This window comes from Vibrio frigidus (assembly GCF_042465995.1).
Taxonomy (GTDB): domain Bacteria; phylum Pseudomonadota; class Gammaproteobacteria; order Enterobacterales; family Vibrionaceae; genus Vibrio.
This window is the reverse complement of record NZ_JBCDMC010000002.1, coordinates 401,301-426,761: the sequence shown is the minus strand read 5'-3', so window position 1 is coordinate 426,761 and position 25,461 is coordinate 401,301. Positions and strand designations below refer to the sequence as shown.

The 25,461-nt window shown below is 41.2% G+C and carries 27 protein-coding genes; 13 read left to right on the top strand and 14 right to left on the bottom strand.

The window, feature by feature from the left end; genetic code table 11:
• Positions 1-157: 157 nt before the first annotated feature.
• From AACW90_RS05500 to AACW90_RS05460, 9 genes are read right to left on the bottom strand one after another with little or no spacing between them, the layout of a single operon-like run.
• Entirely contained in the window at positions 158-622 is a 465-nt protein-coding gene (locus AACW90_RS05500; protein WP_390231935.1) for a DUF1643 domain-containing protein, read from the bottom strand.
• On the bottom strand, positions 615-815 hold the full coding sequence (locus AACW90_RS05495; protein WP_390232082.1) for a hypothetical protein: 201 nt from the start codon (positions 813-815) through the stop codon (positions 615-617). Before AACW90_RS05495 ends, AACW90_RS05500 begins: the two co-directional genes overlap by 8 nt.
• Positions 816-817: 2 nt before the next feature.
• Entirely contained in the window at positions 818-1,594 is a 777-nt protein-coding gene (locus AACW90_RS05490; protein ID WP_390231933.1) for a M48 family metallopeptidase, read from the bottom strand.
• Positions 1,594-4,860: a type I restriction endonuclease subunit R gene (locus AACW90_RS05485; RefSeq protein ID WP_390231930.1), complete on the bottom strand. Its 3,267-nt coding sequence runs from the start codon at positions 4,858-4,860 to the stop codon at positions 1,594-1,596. Before AACW90_RS05485 ends, AACW90_RS05490 begins: the two co-directional genes overlap by 1 nt.
• A 28-nt stretch (positions 4,861-4,888) precedes the next feature.
• A complete protein-coding gene (locus tag AACW90_RS05480) occupies positions 4,889-5,569 on the bottom strand; it encodes a DUF6933 domain-containing protein (RefSeq protein ID WP_390231927.1) in 681 nt (226 codons plus the stop codon).
• The gene (locus AACW90_RS05475; RefSeq protein WP_390231924.1) at positions 5,570-6,607 is read right to left on the bottom strand and encodes a PDDEXK nuclease domain-containing protein; all 1,038 of its coding nucleotides are present in this window, start codon (positions 6,605-6,607) and stop codon (positions 5,570-5,572) included.
• Complete coding sequence (locus AACW90_RS05470) at positions 6,607-7,902, bottom strand: restriction endonuclease subunit S (RefSeq protein ID WP_390231921.1); 1,296 nt, start codon at positions 7,900-7,902, stop codon at positions 6,607-6,609. Before AACW90_RS05470 ends, AACW90_RS05475 begins: the two co-directional genes overlap by 1 nt.
• Complete coding sequence (locus AACW90_RS05465; protein ID WP_390231918.1) at positions 7,892-9,409, bottom strand: type I restriction-modification system subunit M; 1,518 nt, start codon at positions 9,407-9,409, stop codon at positions 7,892-7,894. The genes AACW90_RS05470 and AACW90_RS05465 overlap by 11 nt, the downstream gene beginning before the upstream one ends.
• 12 nt (positions 9,410-9,421) lie before the next feature.
• A complete protein-coding gene (locus AACW90_RS05460; protein WP_390231915.1) occupies positions 9,422-10,051 on the bottom strand; it encodes a restriction endonuclease subunit S in 630 nt (209 codons plus the stop codon).
• 188 nt (positions 10,052-10,239) lie between these two features.
• Here AACW90_RS05460 and AACW90_RS05455 point away from each other — a divergent pair, with 188 nt between their 5' ends.
• From AACW90_RS05455 to AACW90_RS05405, 11 genes are all read left to right on the top strand, one after another.
• Entirely contained in the window at positions 10,240-11,964 is a 1,725-nt protein-coding gene (locus AACW90_RS05455) for an exodeoxyribonuclease VII large subunit (protein ID WP_390231912.1), read from the top strand.
• Between the two features lie 12 nt (positions 11,965-11,976).
• A complete protein-coding gene (gene xseB, locus AACW90_RS05450) occupies positions 11,977-12,177 on the top strand; it encodes an exodeoxyribonuclease VII small subunit (RefSeq protein ID WP_390231909.1) in 201 nt (66 codons plus the stop codon).
• 46 nt (positions 12,178-12,223) lie between these two features.
• Positions 12,224-12,670 carry a hypothetical protein gene (locus AACW90_RS05445; protein WP_390231906.1) on the top strand — a complete coding sequence of 149 codons (447 nt, stop codon included), beginning with the start codon at positions 12,224-12,226 and terminating at the stop codon, positions 12,668-12,670.
• Between the two features lie 10 nt (positions 12,671-12,680).
• Positions 12,681-12,959 (top strand): hypothetical protein, encoded by a 279-nt coding sequence (locus AACW90_RS05440; protein WP_390231903.1) that lies wholly within the window; start codon positions 12,681-12,683, stop codon positions 12,957-12,959.
• 345 nt (positions 12,960-13,304) lie between these two features.
• Positions 13,305-13,706, top strand: a complete 402-nt coding sequence (locus AACW90_RS05435) for a hypothetical protein (RefSeq protein WP_390231900.1) — start codon at positions 13,305-13,307, stop codon at positions 13,704-13,706.
• A gap of 101 nt (positions 13,707-13,807) precedes the next feature.
• Positions 13,808-14,446 carry a hypothetical protein gene (locus tag AACW90_RS05430; protein WP_390231897.1) on the top strand — a complete coding sequence of 213 codons (639 nt, stop codon included), beginning with the start codon at positions 13,808-13,810 and terminating at the stop codon, positions 14,444-14,446.
• An 85-nt stretch (positions 14,447-14,531) separates the two neighbouring features.
• Positions 14,532-14,966 carry an AAA family ATPase gene (locus tag AACW90_RS05425; protein WP_390231894.1) on the top strand — a complete coding sequence of 145 codons (435 nt, stop codon included), beginning with the start codon at positions 14,532-14,534 and terminating at the stop codon, positions 14,964-14,966.
• 13 nt (positions 14,967-14,979) lie between these two features.
• Entirely contained in the window at positions 14,980-15,252 is a 273-nt protein-coding gene (locus AACW90_RS05420; RefSeq protein WP_390231891.1) for a hypothetical protein, read from the top strand.
• A 12-nt stretch (positions 15,253-15,264) separates the two neighbouring features.
• Positions 15,265-16,005: a hypothetical protein gene (locus tag AACW90_RS05415; protein WP_390231888.1), complete on the top strand. Its 741-nt coding sequence runs from the start codon at positions 15,265-15,267 to the stop codon at positions 16,003-16,005.
• 88 nt (positions 16,006-16,093) lie between these two features.
• Positions 16,094-16,579: a hypothetical protein gene (locus AACW90_RS05410; RefSeq protein WP_390231885.1), complete on the top strand. Its 486-nt coding sequence runs from the start codon at positions 16,094-16,096 to the stop codon at positions 16,577-16,579.
• Positions 16,580-16,835: 256 nt separating this feature from the next.
• Positions 16,836-17,435, top strand: a complete 600-nt coding sequence (locus tag AACW90_RS05405) for a metallophosphoesterase family protein (protein ID WP_390231882.1) — start codon at positions 16,836-16,838, stop codon at positions 17,433-17,435.
• On the opposite strand, the gene AACW90_RS05400 is transcribed toward AACW90_RS05405, so the two are convergent.
• Entirely contained in the window at positions 17,432-17,797 is a 366-nt protein-coding gene (locus AACW90_RS05400) for a hypothetical protein (protein WP_390231879.1), read from the bottom strand. The genes AACW90_RS05405 and AACW90_RS05400 overlap by 4 nt on opposite strands.
• 166 nt (positions 17,798-17,963) lie before the next feature.
• Between AACW90_RS05400 and AACW90_RS05395 the strand changes: the two genes are divergently transcribed.
• The gene (locus tag AACW90_RS05395) at positions 17,964-18,989 is read left to right on the top strand and encodes a helix-turn-helix transcriptional regulator (protein ID WP_390231877.1); all 1,026 of its coding nucleotides are present in this window, start codon (positions 17,964-17,966) and stop codon (positions 18,987-18,989) included.
• 14 nt (positions 18,990-19,003) lie between these two features.
• Complete coding sequence (locus AACW90_RS05390) at positions 19,004-19,738, top strand: hypothetical protein (RefSeq protein ID WP_390231874.1); 735 nt, start codon at positions 19,004-19,006, stop codon at positions 19,736-19,738.
• Here the strand turns inward: AACW90_RS05390 and AACW90_RS05385 are convergent.
• The 4 genes from AACW90_RS05385 to AACW90_RS05370 form a co-directional block, all read right to left on the bottom strand.
• Complete coding sequence (locus AACW90_RS05385; RefSeq protein WP_390231871.1) at positions 19,735-20,193, bottom strand: hypothetical protein; 459 nt, start codon at positions 20,191-20,193, stop codon at positions 19,735-19,737. The two genes, AACW90_RS05390 and AACW90_RS05385, sit on opposite strands and share 4 nt — an antisense overlap.
• Before the next feature lie 236 nt (positions 20,194-20,429).
• A complete protein-coding gene (locus AACW90_RS05380; RefSeq protein ID WP_390231868.1) occupies positions 20,430-23,276 on the bottom strand; it encodes a DEAD/DEAH box helicase in 2,847 nt (948 codons plus the stop codon).
• On the bottom strand, positions 23,269-24,675 hold the full coding sequence (locus AACW90_RS05375) for an EH signature domain-containing protein (protein ID WP_390231865.1): 1,407 nt from the start codon (positions 24,673-24,675) through the stop codon (positions 23,269-23,271). The genes AACW90_RS05380 and AACW90_RS05375 overlap by 8 nt, the downstream gene beginning before the upstream one ends.
• Complete coding sequence (locus AACW90_RS05370; RefSeq protein ID WP_390231862.1) at positions 24,675-25,460, bottom strand: OmpA/MotB family protein; 786 nt, start codon at positions 25,458-25,460, stop codon at positions 24,675-24,677. Before AACW90_RS05370 ends, AACW90_RS05375 begins: the two co-directional genes overlap by 1 nt.
• Position 25,461 lies beyond the last annotated feature (1 nt).

Below are 25,461 nucleotides of genomic sequence, written 5' to 3'. Positions count from 1 at the left end.
TGCTCGCTGAGAATGGAGTTTCAGGTGTTTACTTTGAACATTTACTTTTGCAGTTTGGGCTTAAAAAACCAGAATACTCAGTGCATTGATTTGTAAAGGTTCTTTATACTCAGGGCCACCATTTGGTGGCTACCTTATTACCGTTAACCCAAAATGCTCAGTCGAGAGGTAAGGGAATGGCCGTAGCCTTTATATAAAGAGGGTGCGCGGGCTCACCAGACTTGTTTACCTTCAAAGCAGTTAGGTCTTGTAGCACGGCTTTGACCTCTGATGACCGACCTAAGAAGGCACCATCATTACCCCATGCTGCTACAACAACACCAGCAGATCTAGACAGTGAGAGCAGGCTGTCATTGTTTCGAGCACCCACGGGATCTTTTGCTTTCTTCATATCTTCGGGTTGGGTAGCCCTAAAAGCAAAAAGGTTGGCCATGCAAAGACCACCATATCCCCAGTCTTTGGCAAAATTAATGCATCGACGAATAGTTGGATCATCTTCTACTTCATCAGCGGTAGAAGGGTTCAGGCCTATAAACATGGCATAGGGCTTGGAGTCATCCCAGATTCGCCAAAGCTCATATCGGTATTTTCTACATTCAGACAAAACGGCAGATTTAATCATCAACAACCTCAATGGTTATATGTTGAGCACCATAGTAAGTACCTTCGTCGTTTTCGTAACGCAAAGCTTCTCCACAATGAGGGCATTCGAACTCTTCATTTGGCTCAATGGACTCTTCCTCAAGCCATTCCCAACCAATATGTTTTTCACAAGTAGGGCAGTGCATAACAAGTTTCCGTAGCTGTTGTTTCACTTTTATTCATTCAAGTACAACTCCGCCATTCCATCTAAGCGGCTCTTGACCTCTTTCCAATGTGGCATAACACTAGTCAAAAGACGCCAAAATCGCTCACTGTGATTATGCTCCGCTATATGACAAAGCTCATGAAGGATCACATAATCAATGCATTCTTTTGGCGCTTTAATTAGATGTGGGTTCAACATCAGGTTCCCCTTGGCTGAGCAGCTTCCCCATTGTTTCTGCATTGGAAGAACACGGAAACTGGGGATACCTTTAACCCAAGTTGCCTGCGGAAGTAGTTCTGCTAACCGTTGATTGAAGATTCGTTCAGCTCGTACCTTGTACCAGTTTTTCACAAGAGCTCTAACCATTGCGGTTTTATCTTCGTTAAACCTAGTTAGTGTTACTTGAAGCTTACCTCGTGTCATTTTTACCGAAGGTAAAGCATCTCTATCCTCAACGACTTTTAGAACGTAACGTCGTCCTAAATAAAATTGCATCTCACCACTGACGTAGTTCTTTGACTGAACATATTCGAGATGAGCGCGAAAATCTTTTAGAGCGTCATATACCCACTTAGCTCTCTTCATTACCGCCATATGAATATCAGCCCTATTCGCGTCTTCAGGAGCAGTAATTACTACTTCACAATTAGGATGAACCTTGATAGTTATCTTGCGTTTCTTACCTTCAGGATGAGGCTTACGGACAACTTCGTAGCTAACAGCTTCATCCCCGTAGATAAAGCTGTATTCTTCTCTATTCCGTTCTTCTGAATTAACCGATGTCATTAATGATGGCCTGCCACGCCTAAACGGGTAATTTGAATAATGTCCGTAATGACAACTTTCGCCTTATCCATTCCAATCGCTTTAAACAATACTGGTAATAAAGAACGTCGAATATGGTTTTCTATCTCTTGAGGATTTATTGAAAACTCAGCAACAGCAGCAGTCACAATTTCATCTATTTGCATTGAATAATCAAAACACTCATCTCCTGAAAGTGGGTTTTCATCAGCTAAGTTTTTAAGGAACAGGCCATAGTATGCCTGCACATGGCGTTTTACCTTCGGATCAAGTTCACTAAAACGGTCAGATGGAACACCTTCAACCTTGCGCTCTTTCACCTGTTCTTCAAAATCAGCAAACAACAAGTATTGTTTAACTGGAGCATCAAACATTTCTTTGGCTTGCTCAATAGCCTGTTTGAGTAGCTTAGAAAAATATTCTTGTGCATAAGGATCATCCGCTAAATCCTGCTCGATCATCTTGGTTAAACGACCTGTAATAGCATCTTTCTTATTTCGCGCTTCATCATCACTCATCTCTTCAGGATGAGCTGCTTTTCCCATATTGCCGACTAGATAAACACCTTCAGATTCTTGTATTTCAACACCGCCGATATGTTTATCTAACATCGTGCGGATGTTTTCCGCATACTCGTCATAATCCACAGTTTCTTCAGCGTCCTCACGAACCTGCTTGCGAAGTTCCGACATCGTTTTCAGTGTCTTTTTATACAAATCTCGTTTGTTGTCAAAACTCCTATCTTCAAAATAGGTGGCTGATTGCAGAGCCACTTTTAAGCAGTTGGCAAATGCGGTTAACGCCGAATAAAAGTCTTCACGTTTTTTCTGGTTTGTATCAGTAAGCTGCCCATCAATGGTATCAATTTTAGGTGCAAGAACCTGTCGTAGGGCCTGGCCATCTTGTTTGTTCTGAACTCCTTCGAAGATTGACCATATATCTGCATACAGCCCTGGGAGCTTTTTGTACTCGGTATCCATGCGGTTATATAGACCCTTTAGGTCGTCGATATCGAAGCCGCCCTGGGTTCTTTCCGCAAGATTCTGATAATCGGCAATGGTCGCATCCAGTTCTTTCAAGATGCCGCGATAATCAATAAGATAACCAAATTGTTTCTTCTGGTGAAGGCGGTTCACTCGTGCAATTGCCTGAATTAGGTTGTGTTGCTTTAAAGGCTTATCAATGTACAGAACTGTGTTTTTCGGTTCATCAAACCCAGTTAGGAGTTTATCAACCACGATCATGATGTCTGGGCCATCGTCTTTGCTAAACTCATCAATGATGTGCTTTGTGTAGGCTTTTTCATCTTGGTTGCCTACGTTCTCTTTCCACCAATTTTGTACGATATCTTTGCTTTCGCCATCTACGGTATCATGCCCCTCACGGGTGTCAGGTGGCGACATAGCCACAACCGAAGTTACTTTACCAATTTGATCTAATAACGTCTTATATTGGATTGCAGCCGCTTTTGAGTCACAGGCAAGTTGTCCCTTTAATCCTTCACGTTTGAAGTTTTGGAAATGATCAGAAATATCGTGCGCGATAAGTTCTATACGGCCTTCGGTTTGATAGATTTGTCCTTTTTGGGCGAACTTTCTCTTCAGGTCAGTGCGCTGTTTTTCGGAAAGTTTGTCAGTAATTCTGTCAAACCATGCATCAATAGCCTTATCATTGGTGCTCAGATCTGGGATACGTTCTTCATACAGCAGTGGGGTAACGGTTTTATCTTCAACGGCCTGTTGCATGGTGTAAGAGTGAATGATCTTACCGAACTTGTTCTCAGTTTTGTCATCTTGAAGCAGGGGAGTACCTGTAAATCCAATGTATGCAGCTTTTGGTAGTGCTTGCTGCATTCGAATGTTGTTTTCACCGTTCTGGCTGCGGTGCCCTTCATCCACTAGAACGATAATGTCTGGGCTTTCGTTGTAGCACTCAGGCAGTTCTATCGCAGTACCGAACTTATTGATGATAGAAAAGATGATACGCTCGTTCCCTTTGCCGATTTGCTCTGCCAATCGGCGGCCTGTCGTAGCGATCGCATGTTTCTTGTCCTTCTCGGACAAGGCCCCACCAGAGGCGAAGGTTCGAGAAAGTTGACTTTCAAGGTCAACTCGGTCAGTTACTACAACCACACGACATTTAGTCAGTTCCTTCAGCCAGATAAGTGCTTTGGATAGAAATACCATAGTGAAGGACTTACCAGAACCAGTGGTATGCCAAATCACGCCACCGTTTCGAGCACCTTGGTCGTCGAATGAAGTCACACGGTCAATCAGAGCTTTAATGCCAAATACTTGCTGATAACGAGCGACAATCTTGCCAGCCTTCTTATCAAACAAGGTGTACAGACGAGCCATTTCTAAAAGGCGGTCATGGCGTAGCAAAGACACAAGCAATCGGTCTTGGTCGGTAACGACCAGTTCACCGCCAGCGACCAGACTTAAGTACTCGTCTAAAACTTTGCCTGGGCGGTGGTCAAAAATAACCTCTAACTGCTTCTGACTTAGTGGTGTGTTTTTCAATCTAGAAAAAGTAGCTTCAGTAATCTCTTCTTCTTTCCACTTAGCCCAGAATTTTTCAGGTGTACCACAAGTACCGTACAAACCTTCATGGCCATTAACAGAAAGCAATAACTGGCTATACGCGAACAGGTGAGGGATCTCATCGACCTTCTGGTTACGAATGTTTTGAGAAATACCTTCTGAAACAGTTGGCTTACCCTCATGAGACGAGTCAGGCCTTTTGGCTTCAATGACTACCCAAGGCAGGCCATTTACAAAACAAACAATGTCAGGAATTCGTTTACCCGTTCCATGTGCATTCTCAACCTCCAGCTCTTCCGTGAAGTGGTACTGGTTATTCGCTGGTGTTTCCCAGTCAATTACATGGATGGTTGGGTTTGCCTTTTTCCCATCAATAAACTCGGTGACGCTAATGCCGTATGTAAGTGCATCATAGAGTTTTTCATTTGCAGCTTTCAGCCCTTCATTCATAGCTGGATTAGCTAATTCTTGGACTATTTTGTCGATAGCTGCTTCTGAAAGCTTGTGCTCTTTGCCCATGAAGGAGTAGGTCTTATGCTTTAGCATGTTGCGAAGCACATCAGGCAAAATCACCGTCGATAGGTTGCCTCTTTTGGCAAGACACGCAGTAGGTGGAATAAACTGGTAGCCAAGGTTAGTTAAGAGTGTAATTGCTGGTATTTTCGCACTCTGCTCTTCACGGAAGTTGGGTAGAGGATTGCTCATATTCTTCTTCTCTATTGTCTATGCTGAATTATCGGTGCTGGCTCAACACGATGACATTACTCATATCAATCGGTTTGCTTTCAAGTGCCCACTGTTGCCATTGACTTACCAATTCTTTGTTTGGAAAAAAGTGCGACTTCTTGTGTTTACTGTTCCGAGGAAACTGACCTGCAAATAAGTTAAAGCCAAGTAAGTCAACATCTTCAAGCAGCATTCCATCTTCATAGCAGTGGCGCTCAAGGTGCCAATGAACGTCATTTAGATGCGCTTGGACGCTACGGTCACTTCGAGGGTGGAAAGCACAGTCATTAACCTCTCTGTCATAGTGGTCAATACAGTTCTCAATCTCGACGGTATCGACACCATTTTCATTGGCTAAGCTATGAAAGCATGCCTTTAACATTGGTTCAAAGGTGTTGAGAAACTGATAAATATCACCTTTCTTTCCTGCTAGTACCGTAATACAGAAACGACTTTGATAGTCCATCGCCATTAGGTATTTCTTGCGCTTAATTGAGACACAGTGAAGTACCCATTGCCATTGGAATCCACCATTTTTTTCGGCATCAACACCGTCTGGAAAAACAGGTCTCTCAATCGAATCTGCAATGGTTCTATGTGGCGCAGGCTCTAGGGATGACAACTTCTCGCCTTTACGAGTGACTGTAAAAAACTCTGTAGCGGCCTTAGTGCAGTTAAAAACAAGCATTTATCCTTGCCCTTTATGATTCATTTCTAAGAGATGCTGACGTTCTTTTTCAAGTTGTATCCTAAGCTCTTCTTCACTTGGAAGTGTCATCATGTACTTCGAGGCAAACAGTTGTTCACTGTCGTTTAGCACCGAGTACTTGGCAACGGTATGGTTGTTTTCGGTGCATAGGATCAAGCCAATAGTTGGATTATCATCTACGCGACGCTTTTTCTCTTCATACATGCGGACATACATATCCATCTGACCAACGTCTTGATGAGTAAGCTTGTGCATTTTTAAGTCGATTAGCAAGAAGCACTTGAGGTGGAAGTTGTAGAACACCAGGTCGATGTAATAGTCACCGTCATCAGTACAGATCCGCTGCTGTCGCTCAACGAAGGCAAACCCTTTACCCAGTTCAAGCAGAAACTTTTGCAGGTTATCAATCAGTGCCTGTTCAAGTTCACTTTCTTGAAGAGATTCCGTTGGTAAGCCAAGGAAGTCGAAAATATAAGGATCGCGCAGATAATCTTTTGCAGATACCGCTAACGCCTGCGTTTTTTGCTCTGCTTCCTGAAATACTGATTGCTTTTCTTTGCTGGATAATAAACGTTCGTAGTAAAGCGATCCGATTTGTCGTTCAAGCGCTCTGGCTGACCAGCCTTGCTCAATAGCTTCATTCATATACCACAAGCGGGCTAGCTTATTTTCTACACGGATCAGCGTGCGATAATGTGTCCAGCTCAATTCGAGACGCAGTGCGTCTCGATTTTCAAAGCATTGATAAAATGCACGCATTTTACGCAGATTGGTCAGGTCAAACCCTTTCCCGAACTCCTCAGTCAAAGACTCAGATAGCTGCTGCAATACACGTTTACCATATTCAGCACGAGCTTCGCCTTGCTGCTCATCCTCAATAATCAGGCGACCAATATGCCAGTAGGTTTGCACCATTGCAGAGTTAACGGCAGTAACAACCTGTTTATGACCCTGATTGAGTAACTCACGTACATTGCTAAGCAGTTTGCTGTCCTGTGATAATGAATCATTTTTCATTATGCTGCCTCCGTTTCCTCAGTATCCACTTTTACCCGACGCTTACCAGTCAACAACTGTTGCATCAAAGCCTTTTTCTCTTGTTTTAGGTGAGAAAGTTTGGCTTCTAATACTTCGATTTCTTTATCGGCGGCAGTTAGTACTGAGGCGATTTTTTGTTGTTCTCTTAATGTTGGTAGCATTAATTTAAGTTTATTAATAATTTGGATAGTTAATTGTGGTTGAGCACTACCAAATGAAGCTATATCTATTTGATGTTGAATTAACATTGAGCGACATAAACAATATAAATATTCTGGATAAATTGAGTTTTCATTAGCTGTTAAAGTGACCATTCCCGAGTTGACCCTCATTGTCGAGTATGGAATTGACTCATCATAATATGCAAAGTGTCCAACGGAGCCACGAGTTGTTAAGATTAAGTCCCCTCTAGTTACCGTGCCTTTCCGAAGTTTTTGATGCTTATCAGAATCAATAAACTGTGTTGTTTCAAACTTAAAACCATTTTTAGTGACGTTCTGAGCACTTAAAAAAAGGCAAAAACCCGAATCCGAAAAATCTGTACTCTTGGGATACTCTTTTCCTCGATCTCCATCTGTAACTTTTATGCCGCAAGTTTTAAACGTTTCACTTTGCCACTCCCCCCCAAACACCTCACCCGTCTCAGGATTCACCAAACGCTTCTTACCCGTCAAAAGCTGCTGCATCAGCGCTATTTTCTGCTGCTTGCTGGTTTCAATCAGCTTTTCATTGGTCGCAATTGCTTTATCCCAAGTTGAGAGGATTTTGGCGATTTTGCGTTGTTCTGGGAGTGGGGGAAGAGGTAACTTCATTGACATAACATCAGGTTTTGTGATGTTTTTCATACTCCCGCTTGTTCCAGTAGCACTTGAACTTAGAGTATACCGAGTATGGTTAGACCCGAACCAGTAACTTAACCAACACATATCTATTTTTGAACCATTAGGCTTCACTTGCCATAAGCGATCTGGCAGAAACGTGTTTTGAGGAGCCAATTCAATATAAGCATTAGCGCCAACCAGCAACGGTGTATTCATACGACTGATTATTATCGAATCTGACAACACGGGTTCCTTAAGTCGCTCAATCTCTACTGCATCTTTAACAGATTTAACTTCCTTTGCGACAAAGATCCCTTTGGAAACACAACTCGTTTTTAGAATTTTAAATTTTGCAGATAGATTTTTATCATCCTCAGAGTTAACTGAGATACCAGCATCAAGCGACTTTACGACGTCTTTAACTCGACTATCACACCAACCATTAGGCACCATAACCCAACTCCTCTAGGTAACCTGCCATTTCCGCTTCTAGATCAGCTAACTCATTTTGTAGCGCCAAACGCTCAGTACGAACAGCGACTAAGTCAATTTCTACTTCTTCCTCAAAGGTATCGACATAGCGAGGGATATTAAGGTTGTAGTCGTTCTCGGCAATCTCTTCGAGTGATGCTACGTATGAGTATTTATCGGTAGTTTCACGAGCCTTATAGGTATCAACAATCTTTTGGATGTTCTCAGGTGTTAGCTGGTTCTGGTTTTTACCTGACTTGAACTCACGGGAAGCATCAATAAACAGAACTTCTTTGTCGTCTTTTTGCTTTTTGAAAATTAGAATTGCGGCTGGAATACCTGTACCAAAGAATAGCTTTTCAGGTAGACCGATTACGGTATCTAGCAGATTTTCGTCGATCAGTTGTTTACGGATTTTTCCTTCCGAGGAAGCTCGGAAAAGCACACCATGTGGGACAACAACACCCATTCTGCCTGTCTGTGGTTTCAGCGTTTCAATCATGTGAGAAATGAACGCATAGTCGCCTTTGGTCTTTGGTGGAATACCTCTACGGAAACGACCAAAGTGATCGTCAGCAGCGCCTTCATGGCCCCATTTATCTAATGAAAATGGTGGGTTCGCTGTTACTACATCGAAGTGAAGTAAGCCGCCATCTTTATCCTGTAGTTTAGGGTTACGAATGGTATCACCCCACTCAATACGGTGGTTATCTTCACCATGCAAGAACATATTCATTTTAGCTAGTGACCATGTGGATCCAATCGCTTCCTGCCCAAATAGAGCATATTGCTTTGAACCATTGAAGTTTTTCTGAACTTGTTTACCACACTTCATCAACAATGAACCTGAGCCACACGCTGGGTCGCATATCGTGTCGCCTTCGTTTGGCTCCAAAACGATAGAAAGAAGGTCTGATACTTCAGCAGGAGTATAAAACTCGCCAGCCGATTTACCGCTGCCAGCAGCGAAGTGTTTGATGAGATATTCGTATGCGTTACCAATGACGTCCAAAGAACCAACACGGCTTGGGCGTAGGCTAAGGGTAGGTTTACCGAAATCTTCCAACAAGTGTCGCAGGATGTCATTCTTCTGTTTTTCGTCGCCAAGTTTATCTGTGTTGAAGCTGATGTCCTGGAACACGTTTTTAAGCTTAGTACCGTTAGCTTCTTCAATTGCATGTAATGCTTGGTCGATGCGAGAGCCATTACCAGCTTCATGGCGTGCGTCGTATAAGTCCCAAAATGTTGAACCTGTTGGGATCTGAAACGATTGCGTGCCCATCATCTCAGCGATGAGTTCGGGCTCATCTCCATACTCCGCTTTTAGTTCATCATATTTGTCCTGATGAACATCTGAGATGTATTTTAGGAACAGCATGGTGAGGATAAAGTCTTTGTAGATTGATGGATCTACTGTCCCACGGAAGGTGTCACATGCGCCCCATACTGCTTTGTTTATTTCATCTTGATTAATCGGTGTATTTACCATTTTGTCTGGCTCTTAATTTGAATGTTTGATTAAGTCAGCAGCGATAGCATTGAGCTGCTGCTGACGATTATTTATTAGCTTATGAAGCAGTGCATTTTCTTTAATGCTGGCTGCATAAAGCTTGGCAATCGTGTTTTGTGTATCGATATCAGGAAGTGTGATAGGCGCTTCCGCTAATACGGGTTTTCGAATGCTTATTTGCAGGCTACCTTCGGCACTTCGTCTGAAATAATTCTGAGCTGGCAACTGATTTAGCTGCCAAGTTAGGAATTGGCTATTTACCTTATCTTGGTATTCAGACTTTACTCGAAGTAAAAATAGACTAGGCGAGCAGGTTGTATTCTCTAAATGGCGGTCGACATAACAAGCTAAGTGGCGAGCCCCTTTAGCACTAAAGAGTATATCGTCCTTTTGCAGTAAATCTGCTGGTCGTTTACCCGTCAAGTCAGTGACGATCAGGTCATCGTATAAAAGCTCCCCTAATTCGGAGATGTTTCTCGCCTGAACAGCCTTAACACTACCAGTAGGTATATCTCGGATAGCTCCCCGAAACGGGTAACCCGCCTGAATAGTTACAAGCTCAGAAAGTTGGATGATTCTTGAGGTTTTGTTTCCCTCAATCATTGCATATGTCTCTGTCATTTTTATTAGTGACTCTATATTGACAGCAAACCAAAATCTTTCAATTCGTTTTTACAGTATTTGAATGATGCAGAAATATTTTGACATTGGGTTAAAGAAAAACTATAGTTTTATTGCAGTATTTAAATGGTGTAGTGTTGATTTGGTCAATTTGATACCATTAAGTTAAACTGACGAAAGGAAGTTGAATGCTAAAATCTGTTGAATCGACAAGTATCGAATATTCGAATCAATCACTATTTCAACTTATGAGCCATGTTAAAGATGTGGTTGAGCGGGGTGTATCGGGTCGTTACTGGATTACAGCAGAGCTTGCTGATATCAATTGTCATAAATCTGGCCATGTCTACCTACAACTAACAGATAAAAAAGACAATGAACAGGAAGCTCAAGCTCGTGGGGTTATCTGGGCCAATCGAAGCGACATCATTACTTCTTTTGAAAAAAGTACGCAAATAACATTTGGAGCTGGGCTCAGAATTTTATGTCTGGTCGAAGTAAAGCTGCATCCCAAGCATGGTTTGAACTTGAGCATTTTGGATATCAATCCTGGTTATACCGTCGGAGAGTTCAAGCTCAAGCTACAAGGTATTCGGAATGCATTAAAAGATAGTGGTGAAGCTAAACTAAACAAATCACTAGTTGCGCCTAAAGATTTTACACGAGTTGCAGTTATCGCTCCCCAGAATGCTTCTGGCCTGGCCGACTTTAGAAGCAAGGCCGACCTTCTACAAAAACATAACCTTTGCCATTTCGATTACTACTACGCGACTTTCCAAGGAGATCGAAGGGTAAATTCTATTAAAGCCGCATTCGCCGAGATTGCTCAAAACCCAGCGGAATACGATTCGGTTTGTCTCATTCGTGGTGGCGGTGATAAGGCAAGTCTAAATGAACTCAGTGAACTTGGATTAGCGAAGGTAGTTTGTGTTTTTCGTTACCCAGTCTATACGGGAGTGGGGCACGCTGATGATTCGGTCATACTAGATGAATATGCAAACCGCTCCTTTGAGACACCTTCGATGGTCATCAATCATATACAACGTAAGATTGTTCGTAATGCTCGGTATGCTAAAGAGCTCTACACAAGAATGAAGAGCAAAGCCGAATTTGTCTGTGGTCAGCAAAAACAGATACATCAACAGGACTTCAAGCAGGTTCAGAATGGCAAATATACGATATTGAACAATTGCAAAAATCAGGTAGAGCAACTGGGAGAACAGTTGTTTGAAAGGTCTCGGAGTAGAGTAAGAGATAGCAAATCCATTGTGGTTCGACAAACACAATTATTGGTTGGCAATGCTCGCCACCTGATTAATGAAGACAAATTGTTTCTTCAGCAAAATAGACAGCTAGTTGTTCAACGTGCTTATCAATCAGTAAACCAATCAAAAGTTACTTTGGTAAACCAGCAACAACTTTTAAAAACAGCAAGTCAGAGTGTAGTGGTTCGGGCTGATCAACATGTTCAAGAACATTACAAAGGCCTTCGACAATCATCTGCGCAGCTCATCACCAATGCAAAACAACAGAATCGTCAACTTTGGCTCAATATGAGCCAGCATGCGAAATCAAATCTCCAAGCAGCACGTTATCAATCGAATTATATTATCAAGAACATAGCCTTTACTGGGCGTATGCTTGCTGTGAAAAATAAACAAGAGATTGGAAACTATAAAGTTAATTTATTCGGCGGTGCTCAGAAAATGGTCGCAGCACAAAGGCAAGATATCGTAATTACGCGAAGAACAATCGACCTGTGTGACCCCAAGCATATGCTAGAAAGAGGCTACGCACTGGTATACAGCAATAAGGGGGACGTGATCAGAAGTGTAAGTCAGGTTAGTAAAGAGCAGAAGATTAAGATTCAGCTTCATGACGGTATGGTATCTGTCATCAATTGCAACTCGTAAAGGAGAAATGTTATGAATCAACAGACAAGCACATATATGAATAACTATCTGAAGCTCAAAGCGGCGTCAGAGGGATTATCGAATCAGAATGAACCTGATGTCGATAAGATTGTTCCTCTAGTTGAACAAGGTGTTCAGGCCTATGAATACTGTATAGGTCGGATCAATGAGGTCGAGAAATTACTTCAGGATATTGAGACGAAGTCGAACTAAATATCTGTGGTGGTGATTTATGTCAGCAATGGATGTAGGTTCGCTAATGCCAGTTACACCTAGTCAGTTTATTAAATGGGCCTGGGAACTTGATCTAAGGATCTGTTCTGCTGATAAAGACCTCCTTGGCTCCTTGTTTATCGAGAAGGTTTCAGCACTTGCTGTTACTCAGGGAATAGCGGTGTACTACCTAGACTTCAGTACTTATGAAAGTCCAGAGCAGGTACTTTTGGCTCCAGAAAATGATGCGTTTAAGAGAGCGCTGGAAAACCCGTCGGGTAAGGTTTTGTTATGGTTTGATAATTGTGACAGCCTTGCACCATTGTATTGTGCTCAAACCTTCCAGCTTCGCAGTATCTTAACAACTAATAATAGTAGTGATATACAATCTGTATTTATAGCTCAGCGAAGCGGTTTGATTCGATTATTCTACGATAGTCGAGCTGCTTTTTATCAATCAAATCATAATATTACAAGCTGCGGGGATATTTGAGGAAATGCCTATGTGTGATGAAGAAGAAGTAATCGCTACCCATAAGTGTGATGCAACAGAGTCATCTGGTTGCGAAATCTATCAACTGAATACCGGAGGCTGGTGGTTAAGCTTATCTATTGAAGCTACATCAGTAGATCTTGAGAATAACCATTATCTTGAGTATGAGGGGCAAACGACCTCTTTGATCATACTACCAGTAGCTTTTTGCCCCTACTGCGGTAAGCAGTTGGAAGCAGCATCTAACACCCTCCCAAGTTATGTACACAATGATTTTTCTCGTTGGTGAGCTTTTAAGTATAGTGAGATGCGCAATATAATGTGATATAAATCACATTTATAGATACTGTTAAAATTTAATTTAACAGGAGTTCCCCATTTTCTCATTTGCTGTTGTTTCTGAGCAAAAAATATCCAACATACCCACAACTCATTGAATAAGAAACGCTTCCTAACCTTCAGGGTAGGCCATTTTTAAACCAACTTTGTTTCATGCAATAGTGAATTATTATATATAATAATTTCCATTTAAAACAGGGTGTTGACGCGCGTTTCTCTTCCTAATATGATTTTTAACGAAAGCAAAAACAATAATAAAAATAGACTTATAACATAAAGATAAAGGCGTTTTGCAATGAAAGAAAAAATCGAAAATGAAATCCGTAACCTTGAAGTTGAACTTGAAAAGGCACAATCCAGTTCACGTGCTAGAACACTAACATTGGAGAGTGTTTATGCAAAAGTTAATGAGCTCCAAACTAAACTTGATGACAGCCTTCACAGAAAAGATCAGCGAGGTGTTAAAGCTAGTATCACCGTTTATACGAAGGTAGCCAGCAGTTATAACGGTGTACCAGAAGCTACATTTGTAGATCTTGTTAAAAACACTAAAGGTTGGAAGCTAGAGGGTGTCCGTCGAGATACAGGCATTTCAGCAGATATTCAGATCCATAATCTTGATAAGTATAAGGAGCAGATAGCTTACAAAATCGTTCGAGACACACAAAGGATTGTCTGTCCTGATAGTCAGGATTGACAGATAAAGCTTTGGTGGCGGGGAATCCATCATCGCTTAAACAAGCAAAAAAACAAGGGGAATACAAAATTATGATTATTCAATAGAAATAGGTAAATCCAATGCAATTAAATATTATAAAAAGAAACAGAAAATACTATGCAGCTAAAACTGCTCATGGTGCAGATTGTAAAATACTGATAGACGACCATTCTGAAGAACTAGAGCTAGGTGACCAGATACTCGCGGTAGAAGATATCTCAATTGGTTCAAAATATGGCACCGACTTAATCTACAAGTTGAAAGCAAGTGCTAAAGAGCAGGTTAGACAGGGGATCACGTCTCTAAGGGCTGACTACAACGCGATTCTCGTAGATGAATCCCGAGCTCTTGGCGGCTCATGGGATAAAGATGAAAAGGCCTGGATCTTTCCTGGTTTCGTATCTAAAGAAGTCGATAAGCTTGATGAAATTTTCAACAGTAACCTAGTCACAATAGAGATAACCGCGCGTGAGGAAATTTGCGAATACCAAAAAGGGATAGATTTCCTTGGGCGTCCTTTGTGTAAAGCATTTGGGAGAGACTCTGGCGCTCGAATCAATTCAGATATCGCTGTGATATCTGGCTACGCAACATCTGGTGGATCTCGTAATAACTGGCAAACCATCTTGAGCGAGGGAACAGTCCTCAGGCTTCAAATGCCATCAAAGCTCCTTGAGCTTTACCAAGACGACCGATTTGACGTCAAAGTAATCCAATAACTATTTATACAGGAACTAACTGCCCAAAATTATTGAGCGGTTGGGTTCTGTACGACCACTAAAAATTATTAAAAAGGTAAATATTATGAGAAAACAAATAATTACGTTTATTAGAGGTATTCCTGGTTCAGGTAAAACAACGATTGCTCAGAAGCTAAATGCCGAGTTGGTTGAAGCGGATATGTTTTTTATCAACAAAGATGGCGAATACAAACATGATAAACGCTTTATCAAGGATGCCCATAGTTGGTGTCAACAAGAAATGAAGAGATTACTGTTGGCTGGTCATAACGTTGTCGTTGCCAACACGTTTATCAAAAAGTGGGAAGTTGAGAACTATCTGAAATTAGCACAAAGCCTTGGCTTAGATCTAGAGGTTGAGGTCATCGAGGCCAAAGGTCGTTATCAGAATGTTCATGGTGTCCCTGATGAGATTGTAGAGCGAATGAGAAATCAATACCAACCTTTTGTGCTGGTGCAAATGTGGAACTCAGAAAACAGCAAGTTAGACATGGCGTGATAAGGAGATTCTGATGAAAAGTATTGAATATTTCTATAACAAATACATCCGTGCAGCTCGAAAGGCGGCAAAAGGTCTAACAGGGCTTGAAAGGGCTGAAGCCATCTATCTCTATTTTGAGTATGAAACGGAGCATCCGCATGCTTGGTACACATATCAGCAAGAAATGCTTAACCGTTACTCTGACTATCAATTTCCAATTGATCTAATGCAGCAGATGGCAATGCTAACAGCAGAAACTGATTGGTTAGAACTAGACCGTAAATCCAATAACTACAATTTATAAAGGGAAAAAATTATGATTACATCAGCCTATGAAGAAGTTTCTATCATCGATGTTTGTGCTGCTCGCATAGCACTAACTTACCTAAAAGAACAGAATCAGGAAATTCTGTATTTATATAGTTTGGATGAAATTTACGATAGATTTGCAAAGAGCATCGGGTTTAAAAATCTTGATGAGCTGCAAACTGTAGATTCTGCTCTTGTTCTCAAATCAGAAATTGGCGCATTTTATGAGTCATTCGGCCTAAGTTCATCACAGGTTGATGAGCTGACCACTGCCCTAATGCAGCCGCAGGTGAATGTACCGATTCTTGCGCAACTTCATGTACTTGTCGATTTTGATACGGAAGGAGTTCACTCTCAACCATACCTTTATCCAGATAGTTCTTTCTATACCGAGTTTGATGAAGAGTTATTCTCTCTGAGCGGCCGTTACAACGGTTGCATCGTCAACCATGAAGATTGGCTTGAATTTATAGATCGTGTGGAAAAGGGCATGAAGGATAATGAGGAAACCATTAGTAGTCTAGAGCTGGATAAGGTAGCGCGAACGGATTTTGTTAGCGACCTAATATCACGACTTTGGGGCGATGTTGACCAATCACCATATGACATCCCAGAGTTCCTTCCACCAATAGAGTCTGCTTTAACTGAGGCCAAAATCAGGAGATATGTGTGTGATAATTATGAGTCTGGTACGTCGGTTTTAGCGTTGTATCGCTATGCTCAGGCGGAGAACGAGGGTCTACAGTGATGGAAATGTCGTTGAATGAGATAACGTTTCTCTGTGAAGTGATTCATAGAGATAACCAAAAAAATCTCTTTTACCTGTCTTATTTGCTATGAACTACTCACACCAAGCGAATGGAGAGTTTGTCACTGCTTCAGATATGTGTCCACAGAAGAAAAAAGATGGATATCACCTCGTTCGTAATTCTGCTGTTGTAGATATGTTTGATATCAAGAAGCAGCGGGAAGAGGGCGGCTATAATGTGAATTATCTTAGATTTCTCGGTCACCACAAACGGATTGGCAAAAATCATGAACATCATGATTTTATGAAGAAAATAAGAATAACATTGAATGAACACTATGGAAGTAACTATAGGGTGCAGATTACACCAATCCTGATCTTTGTATACCTAGCCGTGGTTACAAACAAAATAACAACATCTAGAGAGTTGAAGCAATACCTTCTATTACAAGGGGTCAGTTATGTTGATATTGCTTACAAGCAACTGAAGCTGCTTCACAGGTTAAATTTACTTTCAATAGAAAGATGCGATGATAGCAATCGGAAGCTTGGCTACAACATACAAATTAGTTGATACCGTTGAAAGTAAGGTAATGATCGGAAACAAGAGTCATTTTGGTAGGATGTAAAATACTGAAATGACACATACTAAAAACCTTCGCTTAGAACAAGCAATTAATGTTCTTCAGACATCTTAAGGCATGAAGGTCAAAACTAACTTCTGCTAACGACGTTACAGTTTGCTCTAGTCGGTGACATTAGATGTCACCTAATGAACTATTATTGTTAATCGCTGTTCAATCTAGCTTGAACTCAATAAGGTTCATTTAATGAAATTGCTTCACGTAACTGATATACATTTTAACCTAGAGCACATGTCATGGATTCGCAATCAGGTGGGTATTGCAGACTTAGTTTGTATCACAGGTGATTTTATTGACAGTAGGTACGAGTGCGAAGTGCCAATAGAAGATCAGGTTAATCAAATAAAAAACTGGCTATCGGGCTTTAAGGTTCCTGTGCTGGTGTGTTCGGGTAATCATGATGAAATTGGAGATGAGCTCGATTCATCTTGGCTTAAGGGAGTAGGAGGAGTTTTCACTGATGGTTCGATTACAGAAATAAAAGGGGTTACCTATGGCTGTGCAGGATTTGGGACAACAGACTTTAGTCATTTTACCAAGTGTCAGGTATTGCTACATCATGAGCCGCCAGCGGGACTGAAAGTAGCGAAGCAATCTGGAAGAGATTTTGGCTCACGACACCTGACAACAGCCATCAAAGATGGGACACTTTCTTTGGATTGGTTATTGTGTGGTCATGTCCACGCGCCTTTGAAACACACTTCGAAGTTTCGGAACTGCTGCATTTCAAATCCAGGCTCTAACCTAGATAGCAGTATACCTAATCATCATTGGATAAATATTTAGTCTGCTAGCCCTCTGTAAGCCTCTAGCTTTGAAATTTTATCTATGTTGTCTAGCATCGTTTTTACAATATCACTGCTCGTCCAATTTAAAGTGATATTGGCATTATCAATTTTGATGAAGCCGTGTGGCCTTGGAGAAGGAACGCTAATTTTCTCTAATAACGACTCCAGTAGATAACCTATTGCTCTCCTCGCTTCACGAAACTCCGCACTATCTTCAAGAGTTAGTCTCCAACTCTGATAACAAGCCATTTCATATGGGGGTTTTTCTTCTAAGGTGCCAAAAAATATGAAGCCTTTGGTATCAATGAGTTTCGGATAGATATCAAGTAACTCGAAGATGATCTGCTTTTCTGCTTTCATTTGTATTCCTTCTTACATTTAAACTACCAGTAAGAATAGAATCGGGAGTGACAATTAATGTCATAGGGGATAAATTGAATAACGACATTACTTGACGTGGGTCAATCTATAGTAACCTAACTTTCTAAATAATAGAGATAAAACCTTATTCTCGATAGGGCTCAAAATGAATAATTTAGCTCAGAAACGTAGACTAAAAAGCGCCATCCTTCGAAATCTTATCATGGTGGACAATGTACCAATATATCCACAGCGAGGGGCTACTACTGCTGAAATCCACAAGTTGCTAGAGGATGAGGGTTATTGCATTTCAAAGCGAACTGTTCAACGAGATCTAGAGAAACTAGCTGAATGGGCAGACCTTGATCATGAGGACGATGAAGAAGGTTTTAGGCGTTGGTTTAGGGATATAAAAAAGCCAGAAATAATGGATATCGTTCCTGCTTCTGAAGCTTTTCTCCTTGTGCTATCAGAAAAATTGCTCCGTAAGGCAGTACCTGTCAACTTATCTGAAAAACTTGAGGAGTGGCTCAACAAAGCTGACGCGAAGCTATCCGCAAAACATTTGTTTTCAAACTGGAAAAGTAAGGTGAATGTCGTTTCCGATAGCTATCCACTCATCTGTGATGAGCGGCATATTGACGAAGAATATCGGAAGGTGATTTACGATTGTGTTCTCAATGAGGAACAACTAAAGATTTCGTATCAGTCAGACGAATCAGAGCAAGCAAAAGAGTACTCGCTCAACCCTCTAGGGCTGATCATCAGGGATCAAAGTCATTACCTAGTTGCGACAAAAGATGAGACCCCAGAGTTGCCTCAGTTGTTTTTGTTTCACCGTATCTCGTTCGCTGATAAGACATACTCTGAAATAACTAAACCAACGTCTTTTACTCTTGAAGAGTATTTTGCGAAGAATCCTACTGGGTGGTTACTGGAAGATTCTCCAGAAGAGATTGTGTTTAAAGTTAAAGGCTATGCGTTAGATGTGGTTACTCACAACAAAATGGCGCAAGATCAGATGATCGAGCAATTGGATGACGTGTGGTGGAAAGTGACTTTTTCGTGTTATCCCACATACGATCTGATCAGTTGGATTCTGAAATTCGGTCAAGATGTGGTATGTGAATCTCCGAGTACGATTAAGAAACAAGTTATAAAGCGGCTAAATGCAGCACTACATAATTACTAATAGAGGAGATTAAAATGTCACACTACAAAGAAGCTATCTTACAGTTGGAAGCTGCATATCAAGAGGCCCTCTCTAGCGCTGATTTTTCGAAGATTTATGCTACACCCCATCTATCTGGCGTTTTCCTCGCCTGTCCAGATGAAACTTATTTTGAGTCAAAGCGAAAAGTGTTGTTTATTGGGCAGGAGCCAAAAGCATGGCGAACATATTGTCCAATAAGGCATGGTGAAAAAATCACGGAGAAACTCATTCGTGAATCAATGTTTGACACTTTAAAACAAAGTAAATTGCCAGCTAAGAAGCACAAGCTAATTAAGTTTTACAAGCGATGTTCGTTGGAACTCGCTGAAGGTGTTCAAGAGTTCCAACATAGCGCAGTTTATTCTAATCAGTTTTGTATGAGCTTTAAAAAAAGGAGCCCTGACAGTAGTCCTGCTTTTTCCATGATAGCTGATCTTTCGAAGCGCTTACTGAAAGCACAGTTTGATATTCTAAAACCCGATGTTGCTATTTTTACAACTGGTTCAGACAGAGATAGCTATATTAAGCAAGCATTGGAGAATTACAGGACTGTAGAAGTGATTGTACCGAGAAGGCTTTGGCACTTTCAAGTTAATGACACTCATTGTTTTCGTATAAATCACCCCAGTGCGCAACAGGCGATAAAGCTAGAATTTGTGCGTTATCAGAATGATGCAATTGAAAAGGCCAAGTCATGTACACCTATTTCAGTTTGTTGTTCAGACTAAAGATTCTTTTCTAATATAGTGATTGACTGAGTGAGTAAGGAATCTAAACGATCCCACTCTTCTGTATGGAAAGGGAAACCAGAAGAAATAGCCACCAACAAATCCAAAGTTTCTGTTACTTTTGGCTTAACGGAAGATCCTAATTTTTCCGATAAGTCGTTGAGGTACATAGCTTCTTTATACAAATCAATATTGATGCTCATAGATTTAATATTTTTAACGTCGTACTGATATTGGGTGAAACCATCTTGAGTAATGGTTTGAACGTTATAATAACGATACTTCTTCACTACTAACTGAACGGTTTTAAGCCTATCATAGCTACGTTTAGTCACAAGCTTTCGCTCAGAGATACGTCTAAATATCGGTGGAAACGCCCCCAAACCTAAAGCAATCAAAGCAGCGAGAGCCGTTGATATAGAGGATATTGCATTCCAGTTTGTTTCGATTTCCACGTTTTGCGCCTCCTACCGAATAGAATTAAAATATAACGGAACAACCACGAAACCAATCTGAGCGTGGAACCCTAAATTGTAGGGATTTACTTTAAATATTTTTTAAGCTTTTGATATAAATGATATTTTTATCAGATATGGATTGCCCGTGCGATCGGAAATACCTTTGAACTTATCATATGTTGTACGAATCCTTAAAAACTGATTGCCATCTTTAGATGGCAGAGTTGATGGTCTTAATCCACCACATTCTGCGAAATCAAATCACCCATTTCATCCTTACTAATCGTACCTGGCATCAGCGCGTTATAGCTTAGGTGGCGCTTCTTAGTTAGAAGTCTATTGAGATTGGCATCAAATGAACCATCTTTGTATTTTGGGTGAATGGCCATGGGTAAATACACATTCACATCTTTCTTCTGGCCAATACGGAAGGCTCTATCTGTGCTTTGGTCTTCAACCGCTGGGTTCCACCAGCGGGTTAGATGAATAACATGGTTTGCTGCTGTGATTGTTAAACCAACACCGCCAGCTTTAGGGGACAACAGCATTACGTCAAATTCACCTTCAGCGCCTTTCTGGAATTCGTCTACAAATTGCTTTCTTGTGTAACCATCAACTGAGCCATTGATTCGATGGGGCCGTGATGGTAGTTGATATCGGCGTTGAAGGTATCCAGATAGATATTCTTGAACATCAATTGCTTCACAGAATACAAGCGCTTTTTCTCTTGATTCATGAACTTTGTCCAAGATCTCTATTAAAGCAGTAAGTCTTGCTGACCGTTTTACAACGCCATCAGTTATCCCGCTTCCATCGAATTCTTCGGCAATAAGTGATGCCCTGCGTATCTTTTGGATAGTTTCCAAAACACCGCCAGCCATACCTTTCCTTAGCTGAGCATCTCTTACAATATTTTCATATTCTGCTGCCTGTAGCTCAGGCATTGGCTTTGGTACTTGGTGGATGAATTTTTGTGGAAGACCATCTAGGTGCTCCTCTTTCAACCTTCTTAGCATTAAGGGCGGGGAGCTTTTTTCCACAAGCAGAGATTTGAGCCTTTTGGCCTCAGCAGGATCGCTTTCTGCTGGTTTGGCGTATTCGTTATGGAACTGGTTAAGTGAGCCAAATAGGCCTGGTTGCGCAGTATCAACGATACACCACAAGTCTTTTAATTCATTTTCTACAGGTGTACCCGTCAACATTAAAGTAAAATCTGATGACAGAGATTTGGCCATTTCTGTCATGCGTGATACTGGATTCTTGATCTTTTGGGCTTCATCAAAAATGGTGACTCCCCAGTCAATGGAAAGGAAGTATTTGATTTTATCCCTGAGAGTTTCATAAGTAGTTAGCACCCAGCCACTACCTGATAATAGGGAGTTACGCTCAATTACGTTGTAGTTTTTTATATCTCTAATCTGTGCACCAAATGCTTCAAATACATCCCCAAGTCCATCTTCTTCCATATGGAGTGTTACTTCATCTTGCCAGTTTTTAAGTAGTCCAGAGGGAGCAACAATGAGAAATGGCTTAGTAGCGTATTGGTTGTTGTTCATTAGTTCTTTAACCGCCCCTAAAAAAGCTAATGCTTGCATCGTCTTACCTAAACCCATGTCATCAGCAAGCAAAGCACCGATCGAGCCTGATTCCCAGTGTTCTGCTAACCAATTAACACCGTACTTTTGATGTTCATAGAGCGTTTTTGTTTTTAGTGAACTTGGAAGCCGATCGATTTTAGGCCTGGCATCACGCTTAATCAGCTCGAATGCAACTTCTTCAATATTGTCTTTCAGGATAGGCGCAACAACATCAAGCGGTAAATCTGGTGGGCCATCAGGCTCATCGAAAGGCTTTAGCATTTTTATGAGGAGATTCTTGGTTTCCAGTGAAACGGGAACCCGCTGTCCTTCAAAAGATATTTCAGGAATCTCATCGTCTAGTGCTTTATTAACTTCATCTAAAAGACGCTTCATTTCATCTATTGTGAAATTGACCAAAAGGTCATCAATAGGGAAGAACAGTCGTTCGTCATCATCAGGAACCCAGTCACCTTCACGCTTTGCGACATAAGCACACAACTTGGGTGACCAAATGCCAATGGTATCGATTCGTTGACTAATAAAGTCAGGGGTTTCAACAAAGATAGCGTCAAGATCTTCGGGGTGATCTTCTTGATTCAACTTTTCATTGATTACCTTATGTGGGTTTGACACGAATGCCAACCTCTCTTGGCTATCCCTAGTCTGGTAATCTTTAATCACGTCGAGAACTTTTTGTACTCGCTGAGGAAGAACAACATATACCCCATTTCCAACAGCGTAATTTGAGCGGGTAGTACTCCAAGTCTTGAATTGATCTTCAAACTGTTTTTGCTTCGCTTTAGGTATAGCGTAATCAACATCTGATTGTCCCTGAACGTCCCAGTCTTTTGAATTGCTAGGCTTAATCAATAGCGGGTTAAATACACCATGTTCTTTTACATCTAAGGTAACTCTGTCTGCGCGGCAAATGGTGATGTCTTGTAGCTGTCCATCAACAATAGACTCTTCAGGCAGGAGTTCCTTGATTTCGCCCCAGCGGACAAACTTTTCATCTCTATCGGATGTATTAGCGTTGTTAAATTGATCAATTTTATTAATGATAGAGTAGAGTGGTTCAAGAATTAGTTCTGTTTGTCCTCGGAGTTTTAGTGATATCCCAGAAACCTTAGCTCCCATTATGGATCTGCCTTCGGGAGTCATTAGACGATAAGATAATTGAAAGTCTGGTTGGCTAATTAGGCCCTTAGCTACAATTTTAACTCTGGTATGAGACACTGGAGGAAGACATAGTTTTTGTACTTCTAATTCTGTTAGCGTTGCGATGAAATTTTCGGAACACGATATTCCTGATTCAGTGATATTGGGAGTTGGAACCTCAAAAATAGTTCTAAATAAAGGGTCTACCACTACAGGGGTATCTCCAGCCAGAAGGCTGAATTTAGACCACTTGTTAGGATGAATCGTTTGGCTATCAACTTTGACCTGGAACAGAAAACCGATATCATTTTTTTGCCATGTAAATTGTGCTGCTCTAGTCATTCATATACTCCCTGTATGACACTGATATCCCCGTCAGGTCATGAATAAGAACTGATAATTTATGTTGCCACCTTCCCTTTTCACTACCTCTATGGGCATCTGTGTAATCAGCCCAGTTCACTAAACTTTCCCTATGGTATTTGTTTAAGTAAAGATTAGGACGCTTATTGCTTTCGTCCCACACCCTGTAACTTCCTGAGTGGCTCCATTCTGTAATTAGAACGCCATTAACAACCATTATTAAAGCACTATGCCGTGGTTGGGCTCCTGACAGCTTGGCGTATGTGTTACGCCCGCCTTGCAGGAAGTTGCTTGCTTCTCCATAAGCACTAGTGCCTAAAGCTACCCATGCTTCTTGGATATGGCCGTTTTTCAGATACGCATTCCAGAATCGCTTTCTGTATTTCCAATGTTTATCGGCCATGGAGTCTGTTTTAGCAACATGACTCAACAGATTGAAGAAGTCGTGCATAGTGTTCTCCACCATCCAGCTTTTCATAACATCTACAGTAGTTGAATTTACACCGAGCCACGATGACTTTGATGTTCGAGGATCTCCATATTGGTCTAGAAAAAAGTCTGTAAGAATATTTTTTAATTGTGGGCTGGTCTGATGTTGCGAGAATGACGAAAGTAGCCCTTCAGCGAGATTTACTCTCAAGGATGGGTATTTTAATGAATCATCTTGATTAAGGAAAAAACGGATACAATCAGAAGTGATCTTTAACTGTAATCCGTCATTAAATGAACTTAAATCTGACTCTAGTTGCTTCAACAAATGGGAGAGGCTGGCTATCGCGAACCTCCCATACTCCAATCCTTTGGATAGTCTGTAAGTGGAGAAGGAAGATTGAAAATCTGAATCGATGATCTGCTGGCTACAAAGCTTATGGCCTCCCTCATCCAAAATTCGTGTGCTGTTTACCCATTGTTTTACGGGATTAAGTCTAATGTGCTCGCTCCCAATGACTAGGTCTAGAAGCTGATCCCTTAACCGATTAAACTGCTTTGACTTTAGGGGATACTCCTGAAGAAATACCTGTATAAAAGGGTTCACTGTATCTAACTTAGATTTGCGTTTGATATAGTTAAACAACAAGGGGGTGAAGTCTTCATTTTGAAAGAGGGGCGGGTTGCCATCGATTGGCAACATGAATGCCCAAGGAACCAACCTCCATTCCTTTTTCGACAAGGAGAGCGAGAGCAATTGATATTGAAGAAATTTGTGCAGCTTCGTATAAACGGCTTTGATGTCAGTTTGAGCGGGCGTTTCTACTAAAAAAAAACCATGTCGATCCTTGACTTTCGCTACCTCGAAGACAAGAAGTGATTCTGAAATGTCTGGTGCTTTTCTTGACCTGAGAGTCGTGAAGTCACTTAGATATTCTTTTAAAGACACTATTTAACTCCCTTAGCGACTAGAGCTCTTTGCGGCTCAGTCAGAGCTGGTGGAGTCATGATAAAACGCAAGTCAATTCGTCGGTTTGCACCATCTGGTGTTGGTTTTTCGTGGTTGTGACCAGCTACAGGTCTTCCTTCTCCGTATCCACTCACTGAGAAGATGGGCTGTCCCGAGGTGTTTTGAAGATTTTCTAACACGCTGTTAGGTACTACTAATCGATAGGCAGCTATGGCTCTATTTGCTGAAAGTTCCCAGTTGTCATTCATGCGGCTTGACCTCATCGGAACGTTGTCGGTGTGCCCTTCTATAAAAATCGCATCGATTTTACCTGTAGTATGACTGAGAGCTGAGCACGGTATATCATTTGGGGGATTTCCTGCATAGCAGGGGATTACCTCATTTAAGACGTTACCAATAATCTTAATGTTATTTTTGTAATGGTCGCTCAAAGTATCTGCTGCGGTTTTGAAGAGAACGGCTTTTTCAGTTAGCCTTAGCACACCATGATGTGTATCGATCTCAACTTCAATATTCTCTTTCTTGAGTCTATCTTTAAGGTTTTGTAAGAGTTCATTTCGAACTTGCTCAGAGTTTGTTAGCTTTCGAACAACCTCTTTTCGTGTTTCTGTCACCTCATTTTGTTTTTGCACGGCATCTTGAAAGTTGATGATGAAGGCGACAAGGGTAATGATGAAAACCAGAAGTAACCCCGACATCATGTCAGATACTGAAATCAGGTAACCAGCACCTTCGTCTTCTAAGAGTTCATGGTGTTCGCTCATG

Excerpts from the sequence above, each read along its gene's own strand:
- xseB (WP_390231909.1), top strand. The coding sequence starts at position 11,977 with ATGAATCAACAGACAAGCACATATATGAATAACTATCTGAAGCTCAAA.
- AACW90_RS05460 (WP_390231915.1), bottom strand. The coding sequence starts at position 10,051 with ATGACAGAGACATATGCAATGATTGAGGGAAACAAAACCTCAAGAATC.
- AACW90_RS05475 (WP_390231924.1), bottom strand. The coding sequence starts at position 6,607 with ATGAAAAATGATTCATTATCACAGGACAGCAAACTGCTTAGCAATGTA.
- AACW90_RS05370 (WP_390231862.1), bottom strand. The coding sequence starts at position 25,460 with ATGAGCGAACACCATGAACTCTTAGAAGACGAAGGTGCTGGTTACCTG.
- AACW90_RS05445 (WP_390231906.1), top strand. The coding sequence starts at position 12,224 with ATGCCAGTTACACCTAGTCAGTTTATTAAATGGGCCTGGGAACTTGAT.
- AACW90_RS05435 (WP_390231900.1), top strand. The coding sequence starts at position 13,305 with ATGAAAGAAAAAATCGAAAATGAAATCCGTAACCTTGAAGTTGAACTT.
- AACW90_RS05430 (WP_390231897.1), top strand. The coding sequence starts at position 13,808 with ATGCAATTAAATATTATAAAAAGAAACAGAAAATACTATGCAGCTAAA.
- AACW90_RS05480 (WP_390231927.1), bottom strand. The coding sequence starts at position 5,569 with ATGCTTGTTTTTAACTGCACTAAGGCCGCTACAGAGTTTTTTACAGTC.
- AACW90_RS05455 (WP_390231912.1), top strand. The coding sequence starts at position 10,240 with ATGCTAAAATCTGTTGAATCGACAAGTATCGAATATTCGAATCAATCA.
- AACW90_RS05380 (WP_390231868.1), bottom strand. The coding sequence starts at position 23,276 with ATGACTAGAGCAGCACAATTTACATGGCAAAAAAATGATATCGGTTTT.
- AACW90_RS05395 (WP_390231877.1), top strand. The coding sequence starts at position 17,964 with ATGAATAATTTAGCTCAGAAACGTAGACTAAAAAGCGCCATCCTTCGA.
- AACW90_RS05465 (WP_390231918.1), bottom strand. The coding sequence starts at position 9,409 with ATGGTAAATACACCGATTAATCAAGATGAAATAAACAAAGCAGTATGG.
- AACW90_RS05415 (WP_390231888.1), top strand. The coding sequence starts at position 15,265 with ATGATTACATCAGCCTATGAAGAAGTTTCTATCATCGATGTTTGTGCT.
- AACW90_RS05420 (WP_390231891.1), top strand. The coding sequence starts at position 14,980 with ATGAAAAGTATTGAATATTTCTATAACAAATACATCCGTGCAGCTCGA.
- AACW90_RS05390 (WP_390231874.1), top strand. The coding sequence starts at position 19,004 with ATGTCACACTACAAAGAAGCTATCTTACAGTTGGAAGCTGCATATCAA.
- AACW90_RS05485 (WP_390231930.1), bottom strand. The coding sequence starts at position 4,860 with ATGAGCAATCCTCTACCCAACTTCCGTGAAGAGCAGAGTGCGAAAATA.
- AACW90_RS05470 (WP_390231921.1), bottom strand. The coding sequence starts at position 7,902 with ATGGTGCCTAATGGTTGGTGTGATAGTCGAGTTAAAGACGTCGTAAAG.
- AACW90_RS05500 (WP_390231935.1), bottom strand. The coding sequence starts at position 622 with ATGATTAAATCTGCCGTTTTGTCTGAATGTAGAAAATACCGATATGAG.
- AACW90_RS05440 (WP_390231903.1), top strand. The coding sequence starts at position 12,681 with ATGTGTGATGAAGAAGAAGTAATCGCTACCCATAAGTGTGATGCAACA.
- AACW90_RS05410 (WP_390231885.1), top strand. The coding sequence starts at position 16,094 with ATGAACTACTCACACCAAGCGAATGGAGAGTTTGTCACTGCTTCAGAT.
- AACW90_RS05490 (WP_390231933.1), bottom strand. The coding sequence starts at position 1,594 with ATGACATCGGTTAATTCAGAAGAACGGAATAGAGAAGAATACAGCTTT.
- AACW90_RS05425 (WP_390231894.1), top strand. The coding sequence starts at position 14,532 with ATGAGAAAACAAATAATTACGTTTATTAGAGGTATTCCTGGTTCAGGT.
- AACW90_RS05400 (WP_390231879.1), bottom strand. The coding sequence starts at position 17,797 with ATGAAAGCAGAAAAGCAGATCATCTTCGAGTTACTTGATATCTATCCG.
- AACW90_RS05405 (WP_390231882.1), top strand. The coding sequence starts at position 16,836 with ATGAAATTGCTTCACGTAACTGATATACATTTTAACCTAGAGCACATG.